Raw genomic sequence first — 17,835 nt, 5'->3', positions numbered from 1 at the left:
TACTTTTTTAATTCATTATTAAAAAATGACATATTAAGCCCATCCTATTGCATATTTATTACAAGGAACTTACGCTCATTCTAAGCAAAGCCCAACATCATTCATCAGAAATAATAAAATTCAGACCAATAAGGAGATTTGAATTATATGGAAAATAATATCATCTTGTCATCAACTCTTTTATGCGGCCTTTGCGGCCTTTTATGCTTTTTCTTTTCTTGGAAAAAATGCAAAAAACCAGTACTATTTTTTTGGTGCCTTGCTTTTCTTTCTATATTGGCTGCAAATGCTATTATGTTATATCATCTTGTTTTATCGCATTTTGAGTACAGCTATGTATATAACCATTCCTGTTTAGGTCTTAAACTAATTTATAAACTATCCGCTCTTTGGTCAGGACAGGAAGGTTTATTGTTACTATGTTCCTTAATTCTTATCAGTATGGGATTCTTTGTATGGAAACTAGATTCTCTATGGTCTGATAAAGCCTTTGGAATCTATTCCGGTATCAGCTTTTATATTTCTTGCATGTGTTACGTATCAAACCCCTTTTCCAAAATGAATGCTACTTTTGGTGATGGACTTGGTTTCAATGCTACTCTACAAAATCCTTGGATGCTTTTGCATCCTCCTATCATTATTATTGCTTATAGTTCTATGGTTATTTTATTTTCACTCCTGCCTGCTCTTAATACCTTTTATCAAGAAGCAGTTAATGCTCTGATTTATAAATGGATTAAATTCAGCTTCTTCTTTCTTGGAATGGGTCTATTATCTGGAAGTTTCTGGTCTTATTATTTCTTCGGCTCTGGAGAATACTGGTCCTGGCATCCAATTGAAAATGCTGCCCTCATTCCTTGGCTATTGCTTTGCAGCTATATTCATCGAAAAGAATATAATCACAAATTCATTTGTGCTTTGCCATTTATAACTTCCTGTTTTGGCATATTCTTAGCAAGAGACACAATATTAAAGAGTCTTTCTGCGAAAGACTGTACCACTGGTAATTTACTTATCACAATTCTACAGTTTTTATTCCTGCTTGTTATTACTTTATTTATAGTCTTTTACAGAAACAATCGAACGCATACATCTGCGAAAACGTCATTTATTCCTTATCTTAAAAGACATACTGCAAGCTTTAGCTTAAGCCTATACGCCTTTATGATATTTATGGGCACTATAACCCCGATCCTTTTTCACACGCAAACTACTAAAATGTATTATAACACGGTTAGTATTGTTTTTGCATTGGTATATGTCCTAATACTCTTGTGGAAGGACTTTGATGGTTTGAGAAAAAAAAGTATTCTGATTTTGTCTATCAATACCTTATGCCTTCTTGTTATAATACTACTCTTTGGATTTGTCAAAATATACTGGCTGCTTTTGTTCTGGGTCTTATTAATGCCTCTTTCCTTATGGCTTGTAAGCCGATTTCAGACTCAGTCGATGGAATATTATGTTTATCATCTCGGCTTTTTATTGCTAACACTTGGTGCTGTCTCCCCCTCTGCCGGCAAAGGCCTAATGATACCATATTCTACGAAACCACTCATTGGATTATTCTGGGTAGGAGGTCTTATCATTATTACCGGTCCCCTATGCATTTTCTTATTAAAAAGACTAATTGACATAAAGAACTTCCTAACGATTAAAATAGCAAAGCATGATAAAAATAGTATGAAGTAAAATTATTTAATATAAATGTTCGTAAAACTTTCCTATTAACTATAAAAGGACAATTGTCCGCAAACAATTGCCCCTATATGTTTATAATAAGTGTTTTGTTAAACTATTATTTAATTAAAATTATATTCAGTCACAATTTTCTCTCTTTGTTTTACCCTGTCGTTATAATATTCATAATAAGATAAACCTAAAAAGCTTCCCGTAATATTATAAATATTGGTATAACCAAGATTTTGAAGAGCCAAAACCGCATTATAGCTTCTTTGACCTGTTCTGCAATGGACATAAACTGACCGATTCTTTGGTATTTCGCTGACACATTCTCTTAACTCACTGAGTGGAATATTCATAGCTCCTTTGATGTGGCCTCGCTCATATTCTCCTCTTTCTCTTACATCAAGAATATAGCTTCCATTTTCAACAAGCGCTCGAACCTTGTCAACATTTACCTGCTTGTAATCACCGTTTAATAGATTGGTACCTACATAACCTGCATAATTTACAATATCCTTTGCGGTTGAGAATGGAGGCGCATAGCACAATTCTAAATCTCTTAATTCCTCCACTGTTCCTCCGAATTTAATCGCAGTAGCTATCACATCTATTCTCTTTGTTGCATCACCCTTGCCAATTGCCTGCGCTCCCAGTATTTTACCAGTCGGAATTTCATATAACAATTTGAAATGTAAAGGTGCTGCATCTGGCATAAGTCCTACCTTATCATTTAAAATAATACGAACAATACCATAATTTATCTTTAAATCCAATGCTTTTATCAATGACTCATTCAGACCGGTAGAGGCACCATTAAAGTCAAATACCTTAATTGCTGATGACCCGATATAACCTTGATTGATTGTGCTTTTATGATTAATATGATTTGCAACGCTTCTTGCCTGTTTTTGTGCAGGACCGGCTAGGGAAAGCTTGGTTAATGAATGAGTTAAGGTGTGGAAAACTTCAATGGCATCTCCCACTGCATAAATATTTTCGTCATTCGTTTGATAATTTTTATCTACTCTGATTGCCCCTGTTTCACCAATTTCTAAACCTGCCTGCTTTGCAAGATATGTTTCAGGCGAGACTCCTATCGCCATTACCACAGCATCTGCACTGATTTCTTTTCCCGAAGCTAAAACAACTTTATTTTCTTTGAAGCTTTCTACCTTGTCCTCTAATATCAAATCAACCTGCTTGTCAATCAACTCTTTATGAAAAATCTGCACCATATCATAGTCAAATGGCCTTAATATTTGATTCATTGCTTCAATTAGTGTAACATGGCAACCAGCTTTTTTCAAATTTTCAGCCACCTCAACTCCAATGTATCCTCCACCAATTACTGCTACGTTCTTTGAATAATCTGACTTAATGAATTGATTCAGTTGATCAATATCTACAACGTTTCTAACAGTAAATACATTGACTTTCTCAATTCCAAAAATATGTGGAAGAATGGGCTGTGCTCCGGGTGATAAAATCAGCTTATCATAATTTTCTGTGTATTCCTCTCCTGTTATAACATCCCTTACACTAACTTTCTTATTCTCTCTGTCTATGTTAATAACTTCACTATTTACTCTGGCTTCAATCTTATATTGCTTTAAAAATAGTTCCGGATTCATCAGTACTAAATGTTCCGGTGCTTTAACAATACCACTCAAATGATAAGGAAGTGAACAATTCGAAAAGGAAACATGTGGCCCCTTTTCAAACATAAGAATTTGATCCTCCTCACTATTTCTTCTAAGTTTAGCTGCTGCTGAAGCTCCGCCAGCAACACCGCCAATTATTACTATTTTACGTCTCATTTCGTACTTCCTCCTCGCTATTTTCTTTTTGACCCCATGTAAGAACCATATCCACCCAAAACATTAATTACCTGATATCCGTCTTTTCTAAGCAGCCTGCACGCTGTACTGCTTCTTCCTCCTGAGAGACACATAATGTAATAAACTTTATCTTTTTTTAAATACTTGCCAGGTGAATCTAAAAGCATGCCCATTGGTATATTTTTGGCAGTTTTTAAAGTCCCATTTTTGTATTCATAGGGCTCCCTAATATCAATTAAATCCACATGTCCTATCAAATTATCTATTTCGTTTACATGCATTGTCTTACTATTGTCCCTTTTTAAAAAGTCTAGCAACATATTCTTCCTCCTTTATCTTTTTGTAACTTCTTGCCCCATAACAATTCTTAATTTATTATAATTATACCAAACCTTTTTATTTTTATTTGTGACTTTATCACATTTGCTATTTTACAGAACAAAGTATGAGCTTTACACAAGAAAGCGGGTAAGTCTACATTGTGTTTTTATTTCACGAGGAATCAATACTTTTATGCGTTACCACAACATGGTCTTTCATATAAATAAAAAAACTGTTGCGACAACCTATTATTATCGCAACAGTTTTTTCTGATTTTTAATTTGTTAAAGAGCTGTATGCCTCATCTACCTTCTGAGCCATTTCATCTCTTAATGCCTGACTCGTTATCTGGTTTACCTTAATCATTGCATTATCATACATTGAATTAGCATATGCAGGCCAGTTGGCATCCTCTTTATTAATTGCATACATACTATTGATAATCTCCTGAACTGAATTAGATACCGACAAATCATTATCAGTGGCATCATCAAAGTTAGTGGCTTCCTCCTCGTTCGCAACAAAATTTCCATCAAAACTTTTAGCTGGTAAATCCAACACATATTGACTCATGGCCTTATTCCATATTTTCAATGGATAAGAAGCTCCCGATAAACCGGTCAAAGCTTTTGGATTGTCATAGCCTACCCATACTGATATGGTATAATATGGAGTCACTCCGCAAAACCATCCATCTTTATTATCATTTGTGGTACCGGTTTTTCCTGCTGCCTGTGTTTTACTTGACCAGCCTGCCGATTTTGCTGTACCATTTGTGACAACACCTTTCAAAATATCTATCATACCATTTGCTGCATTTTCAGTATACGCCTGAATTGTATCCTGTTTATCCTCATAAACTTCATTTCCATCCTTGTCAATAATGGATATAATACAAGTAGGCTGAGTATACGTTCCATGATTTACCAAAGAATTATAGGCACTTGCCATTTCTACGGTAGAGACACCATAGGTCAGTCCTCCCAGTGATGCTGATTCATAATAATCATTTGGAACTATTTTTGAAAAATCCATATTTTGCAAATAACTGAGTGCCTTTTTCGGAGTGATTTCTAGCATCAGTCCCCATGCAGCACCATTAATGGATCTTTCAACTGCCTCCCTTAATACAATAGGAGTTCCAGTCGTTGTCTTTGATGCCTTCCATGTATCAATATCAAGATTTAGTATTGTACTGTCCGGATTATATCCCATCTCTAATGCCGGTGTATATATAATTAAAGGTTTTATTGAGCTTCCAGGCTGCCTGTAGCTTTGATAGGCTCTGTTTAAATAGGTCGTAATATCCTGTGACCTGCCTCCAACAATTGCTATTACTTTATTTGTTTCATTATCAATACATGTAGCACTGCTTTGAAGATTATAGATTCCATCATCGCTTACCTCTTCACTAAAGCTTAAAGCCGAATCAATGGACTCTTGTAATTGTTCCTGCTTTTGAGTATTTAAAGAAGTATAAATCTGGTAACCACTTTTGTACCATTCATTTCTGGCTTCTTCAAAGCTTTCATTGTATTTTTCAAGATAGGCTTCATAATCCTCCATTGTATTAAAAACATACTGAAATTCAAAGCCGTTTTTCTCCATAAAATACCTTGTCACGCAATCCATCGCATAGCTTGCACCATATGGATTGGTATCAATACTTTTGGCACTGGTATTTAATACTATCTCTTCACTTACAGCTTCATTATATTCCGACTTTGTGATATAATTAAGCTCTTTCATATCATTTAGAATCTTATCTCTTCTAGCCAGTGCATTTTCAGGATTCTTAATCGGATCATAATACGTAGGTGAATTCGGTATTGCACATAAGTATGCCTTTTGACTTATCGTTAGTTCTGAGGCTGACTTATTAAAATATCCTTTTGCGGCTGCCTCAATACCATAAAATCCATTTGCATAATAAATATTATTGACATAGTATTCCATTATTTGCTTTTTACTGTATCTTTTGTTTAGCTCTAGCGCATAACACATCTCTTTAAGTTTTCTTTCAATTGTGACTTCACTTGAAATATAAACCTTTCTTACCAATTGCTGTGTAATAGTACTTGCACCATGCATTTCTTCTCCGCGAGACTTGACATAATTATAGGCAACACGAATAATACCTTTTAAGTCTACGCCGCTGTTAGTCCAAAAAGTTCTGTCCTCAATTGCTATAAATGCGTTGACTACATCCTCTGGAATTTCGTCATAGCTAAGGTAGTTTGTATCTTTATCATTTTTTATTTTCTTAATTACATTTCCTTCATCATCATATATGTATCCAGTAAGTGAGGAATAAAATGCCTCATCACCCATTGCTTCTATTTTTTCTTTCGCCTCTGCCGTATATTTCTGATATTTAGGAAATAACATGATAAATGGTACCAGTATAAATAATAATATTAGAAAAGTTCCAATTATGAAACCTCTTCTGAATGCGCGTATGTATTTTTTTTTCATGTCTTATACCCTTTCTTAAACTAATAGTATTATAATACATTTTTAGCATTTTATCTTCTAGTTTTTCAAATTGTAATTAAATATTAAAAATTTAGATACTGCTTTCTCTATTTATCTACTTCCACAAAAGTATTGACACATAAATAGGTATTAATACTTCTACTAGTAATAATTTGTTAATATAATACACTACTGTAATATTTTATGAAAAACATTTTTTATTATTCTTTCAAAGCGGCAATACTTCTGCACCTTATGCATTTAAAAAGTTAAATTTTTTCTTCAATAAATCCGTTCATCAGTCACTCCTCTTTTACTTTTATTCCTGTAGATAGAAAATAGCCAAGTTATAATTTTTATTTGACATTTTTCTATTAATATACTAATGTGAATGAAAAGTAAATTAAGCAACAAACCATATCAATTTTAAATTTTAAAGGAGTTTTTATGACAGAAACAATGAAAGACAGGCGCTATCGACGTACTCAGCAGCAGTTAGAAAATGCATTAATTACTTTATTAATGAAAAAATCTATTAATGAAATTTCAGTTCGGGAATTATCCGATCTTGCAGATATAAACCGTGCAACATTTTATCTTCACTATAAAACACCAAATGATTTACTCACTCAATTAGAAAATGAACTATTTGATATAATTTATACCTCTTATCAAAATCATAACCTTTTAAATCCTTATGAATTCTTTCTATCCTTATACCAAAGTCTTAAGGAACATTCTGACTTTTCAAAGGCCCTTTTAAAATCAAACAGTGGTAAAATCTTTTGGGAGCGAATCAGCCAAGAAATTAAAAGAGAATACTATATTCTCTGGACGAAAGAATATCAAGCGCTTTCAGACCGAGAGCTTGAATACTTTGCTACTTTTCTGGTTGACGGCTATCTTGCAGTTTTAAAGCTCTGGTTAGCAAATGGAATGACAGAATCTCCGAAAGAAATGGTTCATCTGATACAAAAATTTATATGCAATGTAAAAAACTCTAATTAAACTTCCTTATGCATTCATGCACATGGATTATTACATCATACGAAAATTTACAAAAAATAATCTTATTATATAGAAATGGAATCAAAATTTGATAATCTTAATATCATCTCTTGATTCCAGTTTTATAACAATAGAAATAACTTTTTCTCATTCTTGCCCATAAGCATTGATCATAAAAGCGCTGCTTTCTAAAATTACTGATGCTCTTTTGCATACCAGCTATAAATCTGGTTGATATCATTCGGCGTCGTGCGACAGCACCCTCCAATGATGCTTGCTCCTGTGTGATACCAATCTTTCGCCCATTCTCCATAGGTTATTTGTTCCTTGCTGCCATGCCATACCTTACCTAAGGCATCATAGGTTTCACCGCTGTTTGGATAAACCACAATCGGAAGTGATGTTACTTCCTTATAATTCTTAATAATTTCTTTTACATACTGAGGCTGGGTACAATTAACCCCAATCGCCTTTATATATTTTAAGCCATTTAATGCCTTTACACACTCCTTAATTGTATTGCCTCCATTAATCTGATTTCCATTTTGAAAGGAAAAGCTAATATAATAATCTGCCTCCATTCTCTCCATCATATTCGCACATACAACTGCTTCATATAGGCACGGAAAGGTTTCAAGCGCGAAAAGCTCTGCCCCTGCCTCTTTTAGTACTTCCATTCTTGTGATATGGAATTCCTCCAGTACTTTTTCAGAAACCGAATAGCTGCCGGTATATTCTGAACCATCCGCCAGATATGCTCCATACGGTCCAATTGAACCGACTGCAAGTGGAAATATTCGTCCTTGACTCTTACCTTCCTTTTCCCACCACTCTTTTCTTGCTTCTATAAGAAGTTCCATAGAATAGGCAATAAAATCCTTTGCTTCCCGCGCAGAATATCCTTTCTTTGCAAACCCTTGAATGCTTGCCTGATAGCTGGCTGATGTACCTGCATCCGCTCCATTTTTATAATAATCGAAATGTACCTCTTTAATTGCCTGTGGATGCTCTGCCAAAACCTTAGCACTCCACAACTCATCATTTAAATTAAAGCCTTTTTTCTCTAGCTCTGTAGCCATAGCTCCATCTAATATAATTAAATCCTTTTGTTTTCTTACTTCATCAAAATTAGTTCTCATCTATTTTTCCTTTCCTGCATGAAACATAACTGGCGGTGGATTCTCTCCTCTTTTTTGTGCGGGCAAGAATCGATACCAAAAATCATCGAATAATCGAAATATCTCTTTTCGTTTTGCATAAATAAAAATCAAAGTAATAATGACATATGCCGCTGTTAAAATATCAGTAAAAGCCCATAATACATCAGCCTTTATATTATAAAAGAATAGGCAGGGTATTAAATAATAAATCATATAAATCGGCATTGCAAATTTATTGACTTTCGTATCTCCCAATGCATAATTGACTGACTTTTCGCAAGCATAATACATGCCAATAATGGTTGTCCACGCAAAAATTGCGATAGCTATAGAAATTGCCATTCCTCCATAATTTCCATATGCTGCTTTAAAAGCAATCGTAGTCAGAGCTCCTGAAGTGGCCTCTGAATCAATGTAAGAATTAGTAGACAGTATAGTAAATGCTGTAATGCTGCAAATCACTATAGTATCAAGAAATATCTCTCCCCATCCCCATGAGGATTGTCTTACCGGATGGTCTGTCTTAGCCGATGCATGTGCTATAATACCATAGCCTGTTCCTGCATCATTAGAATACAGACCTCTTGCCACGCCATATTGTATTGCATCACGTACCGTGGCTCCTGCAAATCCACCAACTGCTGCTGTTGGTGTGAAAGCAGACCTAACTATTAACACAACAACCTCCGGTAACTGTTTGATATTCAAAATTATAATTCCTAAACCTGCAAGTACATATAAAACTGCCATAATAGGCACTACTTTTTCCATAAAGCCCGAGATTCGCCTTAGTCCACCGACAATGGTTAAAAAACAGGTAATTCCTATGATAATTACTGTAATCCACGGAGCAACGCCAAAGCCTTCTTTGATTGAACTTGTTACTGCTTCTGTTTGCACACAGCAGGTCCAAGGTCCAAACAAAAGACAAAATACGGCCAATACAATTGCACCCTTGTTCCAGCCAAAAGCATTTTTCATAACAAAAGAACGGTCACACACATATTCATCCATAGACTTTTCATACTTCTGACGGTAACGCTGCCCAATGATGATTTCACAAGCCTTAATTGACATTCCAAAAAAAGCAGAAAACCACATCCATACAACTGCACCTGGTCCCCCACTTACAATCGCAGTTGCAACGCCACTGATATTACCGGTTCCTATTGTATTTGCCAAAGCAGTACAAGCTGCCGCAAATCCAGAAACAGTACCCTCACCTTCTGCTTTTTTAAACATTTTGGCATATGTATTTTTAAAGTGAAATAAAAACTTTTTTTGATAGGTAAACCGAAAACGTATAGACAAATAAATACCCGTTCCCACCAAAATAATAATCATTGGCAATCCCCATATCAAATTATCCAGCCATAATAAAAAATCCGTTACGCTTTTCATATTCTAATCCTTCCCAAGATTCTTTTGTAATTTTTATTAAATTAGTAATACTTTATATTAATCTGCATTAATTGTCAACAAATCCTCGTTAAATTCACTGTAAAATTCTGTCTGTTTCAATGCTTATAGTATAATCGGCATACATTTCATTTAATAAAATATATGCCGATATCACTATAATCCGATAAATTTACACTACTCTTTTTTGTCTAATTTGGGGAATTACTGCTATCTATTGATGAAGCCGATGGTATTAAAAGATTCTCAATGTCAGCTTTTAAAATAGTTTCAGCAATTGCTATATCTTTTTTTTCCAAATAATCAACCAGTGCCATATGTAAATCCATACTGGCATATTGCTTTTTTTGTATAAAATATATAGTCTGGATGTTTAAGGCATCCTGTAACTGCTTATATGCATAACGATTACCATAAATAGAAAAAAGTTTCAAATGAAACATACAATTATAATGCCAGCGTCCAATAAAATTATCCGCACCACAACTCATATATTCCTCACAAATTGAACGAAGTTCATTTATCCAATCCTGAACAATGCAAAACGAAAAATTATGCAAAAAAGAACACTCAAGAGAAGATCGGAATTTAACGATCTCATATATTTCCTCTGCCGATGGTTGAAAAATCTTATACCCTTGTCTTGGAATGCTGATTAAAATTTGAGTTGTCGTTAATTGAGTAAGTGCCTCTCGTATTGGCGCCCGACTAACATTATATTTTTCCATCAAAAACTTTTCAGTCAAAATGGTTTCCCCAGAATACACACCCTTGATAATATCAGAAATCAAAGCATCGTGCACCTGCTGTTTTAATGATGTATCGGAGTTTTTTTCACACATAAAAATCTCTCCTTAATTTCAGTAATATGCTATTTAATTATACATTTATCTATAATTTAAGTCAATGTTAATTGACACAATATTGATATCATAATAACATTTTATTATCTAATCATATCAGAGATATATTTTTGCAATATTTTTTTCTATTTTTTGTACTATTTGCACAATATTTTTACATTAAAACAGTTATTATTCACTATTTTTTCATTTTATATTGATTGTTTTATTTTGTCGTGATATGATTAGCTTACGTACACGTGTATGAAAATCAGAACAAGAAAGGAACATAGGTATGAGCAAGCAAATGAGTTTCAAGAATCAAGTCATCGGATACATTCTGTTAATTCTTATGATTGTATCTTTCCTCTATTTTGGCGTGTATCAGGTCGCTACTGGACAAGTTGAAATGGACACACAAACAGCATTTCTTACCATGTTGATATTACTTATCATTGGAGAAGTCATCTCAATCGCAACAAAAGCATTCGTACCATCCATGTTTATAAGCGCTGTCCTGTTTGTCATAGGATTTTGGACTTACTTTCCTCAAGACATACTTCAGCTAGGCGGAGTAGCTTCAAATCTTCCGACATTTCTGGTAATGATGATGGTTGTACATCTGGGTACTATGCTTAATATCAAGGAATTATTAGACCAATGGAAAACTGTTATTGTAACACTTGCTGGCATGTTAGGCATTCTCGTGGTCATATTAGTAGTTGGCAGCTTTTTAATTGGATCCGAAACTGCTGCGATTGCCGCTCCTCCACTTACAGGTGGATTTGTAGCCGCTATGGCAACTAACAATTAATCATTTAATAAGGAGGATAATAACATGATCGATAACAAAATTACAATAAAAGGCGATGCTGTAGTAGATATTCAAAGAGGAGCCATTGAACACCGCGCAACTTGGACAGGATTAACCTATGTCAAAGGTTGTGAAGCCGGATTGACAAAAGAAATGGAACAAATTATTCGTCAAGCTGTTTCCGAAACAGGAAAAACCCAAGGAGCAGGTATTAAGGCTAAATGTCCAGAACCAGAAAATGTATCATGTTTTGCAGACACTTTTCTATCTCCTACTCTTTTAAAAACCTTTGAAGCCACATTTAAAACCAAAAATAGCGACAGAGTAGATTTGGAATTTCATCATTGTCCATTGCTAAAAGCATGGCAAGAATTAGGTCTTGATGATGGAACTTGTGAAAAGTTATGTGACATGGCTATGGACGGAGACCGCGGAATTGCAAAAGCTATGGGTTATAATTTTCACTTAGGAGATACCATCGCCAAAGGCTGTAAAACCTGTGAAGTATCATTCATTAAAGGTGAAAAATAAGCAAATATTACCAAAGGAGAACACTTCTATGAATCAATTACAATACGATAATTATTTGAACATACTTAAAGAAGAGCTTATTCCAGCTATGGGATGTACCGAGCCAATCGCAATCGCTCTTGCTGCCGCAAAAGCCAGACAGATACTTGGTGAAATGCCAGAGCATATTATGATACGTTGCAGCGGAAATATTATCAAAAACGTAAAAGGCGTTGTTGTCCCTAATTCAGGTGGACAAAAAGGCGTAGAAGTGGCAGCTATTTTAGGAGCTGTAGCCGGAAAACCAGATTTGGATCTCCAAGTTATCAGCCAGGCAACAGATGAAGATATTAAGATTACCAGAAGCTTGTATCAGAAAGGAATATGCACTTGTGAATTAGAAAAAGGTGTAGAAAATCTATACATACGTGCTTTCTTAACAGCCGGTTCTAAATCAGCTGCAGTAGAAATTCAAACTAAGCACAATCATATTTCAAAAATAGAAAAAAATAATAAACTAATTTTTCAACAATCCAATATACAAACCAACACCTCAGGTGATAAAACACAGCTTAACATCAGAAATATACTTGATTTTGCCAACGAAGTTAAGATAAAGGATATTGAAGAAATTATCGGCAGACAAGTCGAGTACAACTCAGCAATATCAGAAGAAGGTCTGGTTCATAATTGGAGTTCTCAGGTAGGACAAACTCTAATGCTCCTAGGCAAAAATGATATACGTATCAAAGCCAGAGCTGCTGCTGCTGCCGGTTCTGATGCCCGAATGGACGGATGTCCTCTTCCAGTTATCATCAACTCTGGTAGCGGTAATCAGGGAATTACCTGTACTATGCCTGTAGTCGTATATGCTAAAGATCTAAAGGCAGGAAAGGATATCCTTTATCGCGCCCTTGTGCTTACCAATCTTTTATCCTTACATCAAAAGCGATATATAGGTAACTTATCTGCTTACTGTGGAGCTGTCTCTGCCGGTGCTGCTGCTGCTTGCGGTATCGCTTATTTACATGGCGCCGATTACGATATTATTGGCAAAACATTAATCAATGCCATTGGAAACGTCGGCGGCATTGTGTGTGATGGTGCTAAAGCCTCCTGCGCTGCCAAAATTTCAAGTGCAGTAGACGCAGGTATCTTAGGTTATGAAATGGCAGTACGCAATCTCTCTTTTCCTTTTGGCGAAGGACTAGTGGAAGAGGATTACGAACAAACTTTAAAAAACATTGGCCGCATGGGGCGACAAGGTATGAAATCTACCGATATAGAAATTCTCAATATTATGATAGGTCAATAAAATCATTGCACAATTCATTTTTATAGCATAATACAGGAGGCTGGTAAAGTCAACCTCCTGTATTTTCTGTTCCTCAAACACTTCTCAATCGTAACGTAATCAATTGAGTGATCCTTTATAATTTTTTATAATTAACGGATAATTTCTTTACCATCTACAATCAGATGAATGTCGCTAAAAGTAATATCTGCATTTCGCGCTACAAACATACCTACATATATGTAATCGGAATCAATACTTGTAAGTTTAAAATCAAATCCTCCAGTAATAGCTAATTCATTTCCAAATTTACATGCATACCCATCTGTATTTCCCTCTATACAAAGCTTCACCGTGTCACCTGCAGAAATAGAATTGGTACATACTCCACCCTGTGTCAGCACTCCACTCTTTCTTGCAAAACAATTCCAAACACCACCTGCCTTAGTAAGCTTTAACGGCGCTGCTGCAACATAATCACCAAGCACATCTGTTGTATTATAATCAATATACATATCATCCCTTGCCATTAAGCCAAAGGAAACTTGATCATTTAGTACCAATTTATTTACCGTAGCGTTTGCAGTTAAGGTAAAAACAGCGCTTGCTGGTATTTTGTAGTAGTACATGGCGTAACCATCAGCTGTACTTGCTATTTTTCCCTTATTATTAATTACTGCTATATGCATATTTCCATTGCTGTCCGCTTCAAGTGTCTGATTTTCTTTATTAGGGTCACCACCTATATTGCCAAATACGGTACCTTTCCAAATACCATAATCTTGCCATAAATTGCTTTGACTTAATTCATTCGTATAGGTGGATTCTTTGTAATCAGGATTAGATACTAAAGATTCTTCTTTTGTTGGTTCCAAAGCCTCCATCACATGCTGTGAAAGTCCACTGATATCTAATTCTTTTATTGTTTTCATTATAAGGTAAGCATTATATTTCGCTCCCCATATATTAGTATGTGTATTATCTACACTTGACGCTTTTGAAGATGTCCATGCATGTAAATATAAAGTTTCTTCAAAACCTAGTTCATCATAAAGAGCTTTTGTTAAGGACGTCATATCAATCACCGGTATATTTAATGCAGCTCCCAGATTCTTAATTGCCTGCGGATAATCCCCTCCTTCAAACTCTCCCGAGGTTGATGTTATATGTAGATTTGTATTACTCCATGTTCCTGTTTCTGTTCTCCTCACAATAGGAGTACAAAGTATTACTTGACAACCTGCTGCCTGAGCAGGTTTGATAAAATTTTGATATAAGGAATGTGCAAAGGAGCCTTCCTCTGAATAAGTCCCATTTGGATTTGTATATCGTTCAGTTTCCGTTTTTTCATCGTTATGACCGAATCCTACAAACAAATAATCTCCGCTCTTCATACCATTAAGCAATGTCTGATATTCAGAGTCTGCTGTATAGCTCTTTGAACTTCTTCCCGACAGCGCAATGTTTTGCACTGTAAATGTGCCATCCAGATAATTTTCAATCTGTGTTCCCCACCCATATCTTGGATAATAATAATTATCGTTAAAGCTGCTTACCGTTGAATCCCCAACGATCCAAATAGTTGACGTAGCAGCTTTGGACTCCCCCGAAGCTGTATGAACCATCGCCTTTGATACTGAATTTCCCAGGCAAAGTGCTGTTGCTGTTGCCATAAATACAGCTATGATAGTTTTACTGTACCTGTTTGTTCTCTTTCTCATTTTTTATAACCTCCTATAAGATAAAATTGTTGATTATTTTATCGTCTTTAAAAAATCGGTTGTATAATTACCCTCTAAAAATTTAGTATCTTTAAGAATACTAATTAATACCTCTTTATTAGTCGAAACACCTTCTACTTGCATTTCATCTAAACACCTTAACATTTTGCTGATTGCTTGCTCTTTGTCCTGATCATGACAACATATCTTACACAGAAGTGAATCATAATATATTGTTACAATATTATTGGCTTCATATGAAGAATCTATCCTTACTCCAAATCCACCAGGCATATCAAATCTAGTAATCTTTCCATAATCAGGAATAAAAGAACCATTAAAATATTCTGCTAATATTCTACATTGAATAGCGTATCCATTAAAATGGATGTCATCCTGTGTAATTTCAAGTGCTTCACCTTGAGCAATGCGAATCTGTTCTTTGACTAAATCTATTCCTGTTATAATCTCAGTAATTGTATGTTCGACCTGCAAACGTGTATTCATCTCCATAAAATAGAAAGATTTATCGTCTTCTAATAAATACTCTATCGTACCAATTCCTACGTAGCCTATATGTTTACATATAGCAATCGCTCCCTGATACATTCTATTTCTGATTTCCTCAGATAGTTTATGAGACCTGGTTTCTTCGATAAGTTTTTGATTGTTTCTCTGGATTGTACACTCTCTGTCTCCTAAATGTATAACATTACCATACTGATCTGCTAACACCTGTACTTCAATATGTTTTGCCTTTTCAATATATCTTTCAATGAGAATTTTACTTACCCCAAAAACTTTCTCTGCTTCTTTTTGACATAGTTCAAATGAACGAAATAAATCCTCTTCTTTTTCAACTACTCGAATTCCTTTGCCTCCACCACCATTTGCAGCTTTAAGAATAATTGGATAGCCCGTCTTTCTCGCATAGTTAAGGCTTTCTTCATAACTATTTATTTCAATACAATCCTCTCCAATAATAGGTATGTCAGATTTTTTTGCAACTTTTTTTGCTTCAATTTTGTTTCCCATTAACTGAATAATTTTACTGTTAGGTCCGATATAATCAATACCACAGCTTTCACATAGCTCACAAAAATCTGCATTTTCGGCAAAATAACCAATTCCTGGGTGTATTGCATCTACCTTATAATCAGTTGCTACTGCTAAAATGTTGTATGCATTAAGATAAGAATCCTTACTTTGAACATCTCCTATACAAATAGAATAATCTGCAAGTCTAGTATGTAATGCTCCTTTATCACCTTTCGAAAAAATACTAACTGTTTCTATTCCCATCTCTTTACATGCGCGAATGACTCGAACAGCACTATCACCACGATTTGCTACTAATATTCTCTTATATGTACTACTCATTTTTATCCACTCTAATTTTTAATATTGATTGGTCATATTCTACCAAACTACAATCTTTCACTAAAATTTCAATAATTGTCCCTGTTACAGGAGACTTTATATCATTATAAATTTTCATAGCTTCCACAGAACAAATCACATCTCCCTTCATAATTTGCATTTCATTATTTCCTAACTTAATTTGATTGCTAAACTCAACTGTTCCAACAAAAGGAGATGCAATAGTCAGGATATCTTCCTTTTCGTTTTTATCTTCTTGGGAAATATCTGTTATTGCAGCTTTATCCATAGCCGTATCTATATTATTAAACTTAAAATCACTATAATCAAAATTTGCTTTTTGAGCATTGTTTCTGCTACAATCAGTTTCCTCTGTTACCTTACTAAATCGGATTGAAAACGTCGAATCTTGATAGGCAAAAGATGCTAATCTAGATTGTTCACACTGCCTAATCATCTTGTTTATATTATTTAGTACAACATTCAAATTATCCATTCTAATTATCCTCTTTTACATTAAAAAATACAATCTCGTTCCCAACTCTTCTATATTTTTCTATTCTTTCAGTTCTTAATTCTTCACCATTTAATTGACTACAACGAAGAAGCTCCTTTTCTATACTTTGTTTTATCCTTGTAAATATTTCTTCTGCTTCTCCAACTTCACTTATTATCTCATCTACTATTCCATTATTCTTTAAATCAGTAGCAGTGATTTTTAAATTACCAGCTATATCTGGAGCTTTTTTAGAATCTTTACATAAAATACTCGCACATCCTTCCGGTGAAACAACTGAATAAATAGCATTTTCTAACATAATTACTTTGTTGGCAACTCCTAAAGCTAAAGCTCCTCCACTTCCTCCTTCTCCAATAATTATCGATATAATAGGGACTGTAAAATTGGCCATTTCATATAAATTTCTTGCAATCGCTTCTGCTTGTCCATTCTCTTCAGCAGAAATACCTGGAAATGCTCCTGGAGTATCAATAAAACAGATTATCGGACGCCTAAATTTCTCCGCTTGTCTCATTAATCGCAAAGATTTTCGATAGCCCTCCGGCTTCGTCATTCCATATTGGTGATATTCCATCTCATCTGGATTATTTCCTTTTTGCTGTCCAATAATAGTAACAGCTTGATTGTGCAGCAACCCTATTCCTGCAACAATTGATTTATCATCACCCATTCTACGATCTCCATGCAGTTGAATAAATGAATCAAAAATACTATTAATGATACTTAAAGACCGAAATCTAGTAATTTTTCTTGCTAATAATACTTTATTCCATGCGTAATTAATCCCTATTTCCTCAACAATTATTTTTTCCATATCAGCACCCGCTCTTTTCAATAAACTTTCTAT

Annotated in this window: 15 protein-coding genes; 5 read left to right on the top strand and 10 right to left on the bottom strand. The window is 34.7% G+C overall.

What is annotated here, in order from left to right:
- The first annotated feature begins 147 nt into the window (after positions 1-147).
- Positions 148-1,692 carry a cytochrome c biogenesis protein CcsA gene (gene ccsA, locus C8E03_RS04585; RefSeq protein WP_110290430.1) on the top strand — a complete coding sequence of 515 codons (1,545 nt, stop codon included), beginning with the start codon at positions 148-150 and terminating at the stop codon, positions 1,690-1,692.
- 110 nt (positions 1,693-1,802) lie between these two features.
- Here ccsA and C8E03_RS04580 read toward each other — a convergent pair whose 3' ends face one another.
- The 3 genes from C8E03_RS04580 to C8E03_RS04570 form a co-directional block, all read right to left on the bottom strand.
- Positions 1,803-3,503, bottom strand: coding sequence for an FAD-dependent oxidoreductase (locus C8E03_RS04580; protein WP_094376371.1), 1,701 nt, complete (start codon positions 3,501-3,503; stop codon positions 1,803-1,805).
- A 17-nt stretch (positions 3,504-3,520) separates the two neighbouring features.
- Positions 3,521-3,844, bottom strand: a complete 324-nt coding sequence (locus C8E03_RS04575) for a rhodanese-like domain-containing protein (protein WP_330410691.1) — start codon at positions 3,842-3,844, stop codon at positions 3,521-3,523.
- Positions 3,845-4,121: 277 nt separating this feature from the next.
- Entirely contained in the window at positions 4,122-6,320 is a 2,199-nt protein-coding gene (locus tag C8E03_RS04570) for a transglycosylase domain-containing protein (RefSeq protein ID WP_094376370.1), read from the bottom strand.
- Between the two features lie 447 nt (positions 6,321-6,767).
- Here C8E03_RS04570 and C8E03_RS04565 point away from each other — a divergent pair, with 447 nt between their 5' ends.
- Positions 6,768-7,328 carry a TetR/AcrR family transcriptional regulator gene (locus C8E03_RS04565; protein ID WP_094376369.1) on the top strand — a complete coding sequence of 187 codons (561 nt, stop codon included), beginning with the start codon at positions 6,768-6,770 and terminating at the stop codon, positions 7,326-7,328.
- 194 nt (positions 7,329-7,522) lie between these two features.
- Here C8E03_RS04565 and mmuM read toward each other — a convergent pair whose 3' ends face one another.
- The 3 genes from mmuM to C8E03_RS04550 all read right to left on the bottom strand — a co-directional run bounded on the left by mmuM (position 7,523) and on the right by C8E03_RS04550 (position 10,749).
- Positions 7,523-8,467: a homocysteine S-methyltransferase gene (mmuM, locus tag C8E03_RS04560; RefSeq protein ID WP_110290429.1), complete on the bottom strand. Its 945-nt coding sequence runs from the start codon at positions 8,465-8,467 to the stop codon at positions 7,523-7,525.
- The gene (locus C8E03_RS04555; protein WP_094376367.1) at positions 8,468-9,889 is read right to left on the bottom strand and encodes an alanine/glycine:cation symporter family protein; all 1,422 of its coding nucleotides are present in this window, start codon (positions 9,887-9,889) and stop codon (positions 8,468-8,470) included.
- A 209-nt stretch (positions 9,890-10,098) separates the two neighbouring features.
- Positions 10,099-10,749 (bottom strand): GntR family transcriptional regulator, encoded by a 651-nt coding sequence (locus C8E03_RS04550; RefSeq protein ID WP_110290428.1) that lies wholly within the window; start codon positions 10,747-10,749, stop codon positions 10,099-10,101.
- Between the two features lie 295 nt (positions 10,750-11,044).
- Between C8E03_RS04550 and C8E03_RS04545 the strand changes: the two genes are divergently transcribed.
- Genes C8E03_RS04545 through C8E03_RS04535 form a run of 3 tightly spaced genes read left to right on the top strand, consistent with a single transcriptional unit; the run spans position 11,045 to position 13,388 of the window.
- The gene (locus C8E03_RS04545) at positions 11,045-11,563 is read left to right on the top strand and encodes a hypothetical protein (protein WP_242993401.1); all 519 of its coding nucleotides are present in this window, start codon (positions 11,045-11,047) and stop codon (positions 11,561-11,563) included.
- Positions 11,564-11,587: 24 nt separating this feature from the next.
- Positions 11,588-12,094 carry an L-2-amino-thiazoline-4-carboxylic acid hydrolase gene (locus C8E03_RS04540; RefSeq protein WP_094376365.1) on the top strand — a complete coding sequence of 169 codons (507 nt, stop codon included), beginning with the start codon at positions 11,588-11,590 and terminating at the stop codon, positions 12,092-12,094.
- 28 nt (positions 12,095-12,122) lie between these two features.
- The gene (locus tag C8E03_RS04535) at positions 12,123-13,388 is read left to right on the top strand and encodes an L-cysteine desulfidase family protein (RefSeq protein ID WP_110290427.1); all 1,266 of its coding nucleotides are present in this window, start codon (positions 12,123-12,125) and stop codon (positions 13,386-13,388) included.
- Positions 13,389-13,519: 131 nt separating this feature from the next.
- Here C8E03_RS04535 and C8E03_RS04530 read toward each other — a convergent pair whose 3' ends face one another.
- From C8E03_RS04530 to accA, 4 genes are read right to left on the bottom strand one after another with little or no spacing between them, the layout of a single operon-like run.
- Positions 13,520-15,088, bottom strand: coding sequence for a GDSL-type esterase/lipase family protein (locus C8E03_RS04530; RefSeq protein WP_110290426.1), 1,569 nt, complete (start codon positions 15,086-15,088; stop codon positions 13,520-13,522).
- A 33-nt stretch (positions 15,089-15,121) separates the two neighbouring features.
- On the bottom strand, positions 15,122-16,468 hold the full coding sequence (locus C8E03_RS04525) for an acetyl-CoA carboxylase biotin carboxylase subunit (RefSeq protein WP_110290425.1): 1,347 nt from the start codon (positions 16,466-16,468) through the stop codon (positions 15,122-15,124).
- A complete protein-coding gene (locus C8E03_RS04520; RefSeq protein ID WP_094376361.1) occupies positions 16,461-16,964 on the bottom strand; it encodes an acetyl-CoA carboxylase biotin carboxyl carrier protein in 504 nt (167 codons plus the stop codon). Before C8E03_RS04520 ends, C8E03_RS04525 begins: the two co-directional genes overlap by 8 nt.
- Position 16,965: 1 nt before the next feature.
- A complete protein-coding gene (gene accA / locus C8E03_RS04515; protein WP_110290424.1) occupies positions 16,966-17,802 on the bottom strand; it encodes an acetyl-CoA carboxylase carboxyl transferase subunit alpha in 837 nt (278 codons plus the stop codon).
- Between the last annotated feature and the right edge of the window lie 33 nt (positions 17,803-17,835).

The organism is Lachnotalea glycerini (assembly GCF_003201285.1).
GTDB classification, from domain to species: domain Bacteria; phylum Bacillota; class Clostridia; order Lachnospirales; family Lachnospiraceae; genus Lachnotalea; species Lachnotalea glycerini.
Note: the sequence above shows the minus strand (reverse complement) of the source record. Positions and strands in the feature narration are given on the sequence as shown.

Excerpts from the sequence above, each read along its gene's own strand:
- ccsA (WP_110290430.1), top strand. The coding sequence starts at position 148 with ATGGAAAATAATATCATCTTGTCATCAACTCTTTTATGCGGCCTTTGC.
- C8E03_RS04580 (WP_094376371.1), bottom strand. The coding sequence starts at position 3,503 with ATGAGACGTAAAATAGTAATAATTGGCGGTGTTGCTGGCGGAGCTTCA.
- C8E03_RS04575 (WP_330410691.1), bottom strand. The coding sequence starts at position 3,844 with ATGTTGCTAGACTTTTTAAAAAGGGACAATAGTAAGACAATGCATGTA.
- C8E03_RS04570 (WP_094376370.1), bottom strand. The coding sequence starts at position 6,320 with ATGAAAAAAAAATACATACGCGCATTCAGAAGAGGTTTCATAATTGGA.
- C8E03_RS04565 (WP_094376369.1), top strand. The coding sequence starts at position 6,768 with ATGACAGAAACAATGAAAGACAGGCGCTATCGACGTACTCAGCAGCAG.
- mmuM (WP_110290429.1), bottom strand. The coding sequence starts at position 8,467 with ATGAGAACTAATTTTGATGAAGTAAGAAAACAAAAGGATTTAATTATA.
- C8E03_RS04555 (WP_094376367.1), bottom strand. The coding sequence starts at position 9,889 with ATGAAAAGCGTAACGGATTTTTTATTATGGCTGGATAATTTGATATGG.
- C8E03_RS04550 (WP_110290428.1), bottom strand. The coding sequence starts at position 10,749 with ATGTGTGAAAAAAACTCCGATACATCATTAAAACAGCAGGTGCACGAT.
- C8E03_RS04545 (WP_242993401.1), top strand. The coding sequence starts at position 11,045 with ATGAGCAAGCAAATGAGTTTCAAGAATCAAGTCATCGGATACATTCTG.
- C8E03_RS04540 (WP_094376365.1), top strand. The coding sequence starts at position 11,588 with ATGATCGATAACAAAATTACAATAAAAGGCGATGCTGTAGTAGATATT.
- C8E03_RS04535 (WP_110290427.1), top strand. The coding sequence starts at position 12,123 with ATGAATCAATTACAATACGATAATTATTTGAACATACTTAAAGAAGAG.
- C8E03_RS04530 (WP_110290426.1), bottom strand. The coding sequence starts at position 15,088 with ATGAGAAAGAGAACAAACAGGTACAGTAAAACTATCATAGCTGTATTT.
- C8E03_RS04525 (WP_110290425.1), bottom strand. The coding sequence starts at position 16,468 with ATGAGTAGTACATATAAGAGAATATTAGTAGCAAATCGTGGTGATAGT.
- C8E03_RS04520 (WP_094376361.1), bottom strand. The coding sequence starts at position 16,964 with ATGGATAATTTGAATGTTGTACTAAATAATATAAACAAGATGATTAGG.
- accA (WP_110290424.1), bottom strand. The coding sequence starts at position 17,802 with ATGGAAAAAATAATTGTTGAGGAAATAGGGATTAATTACGCATGGAAT.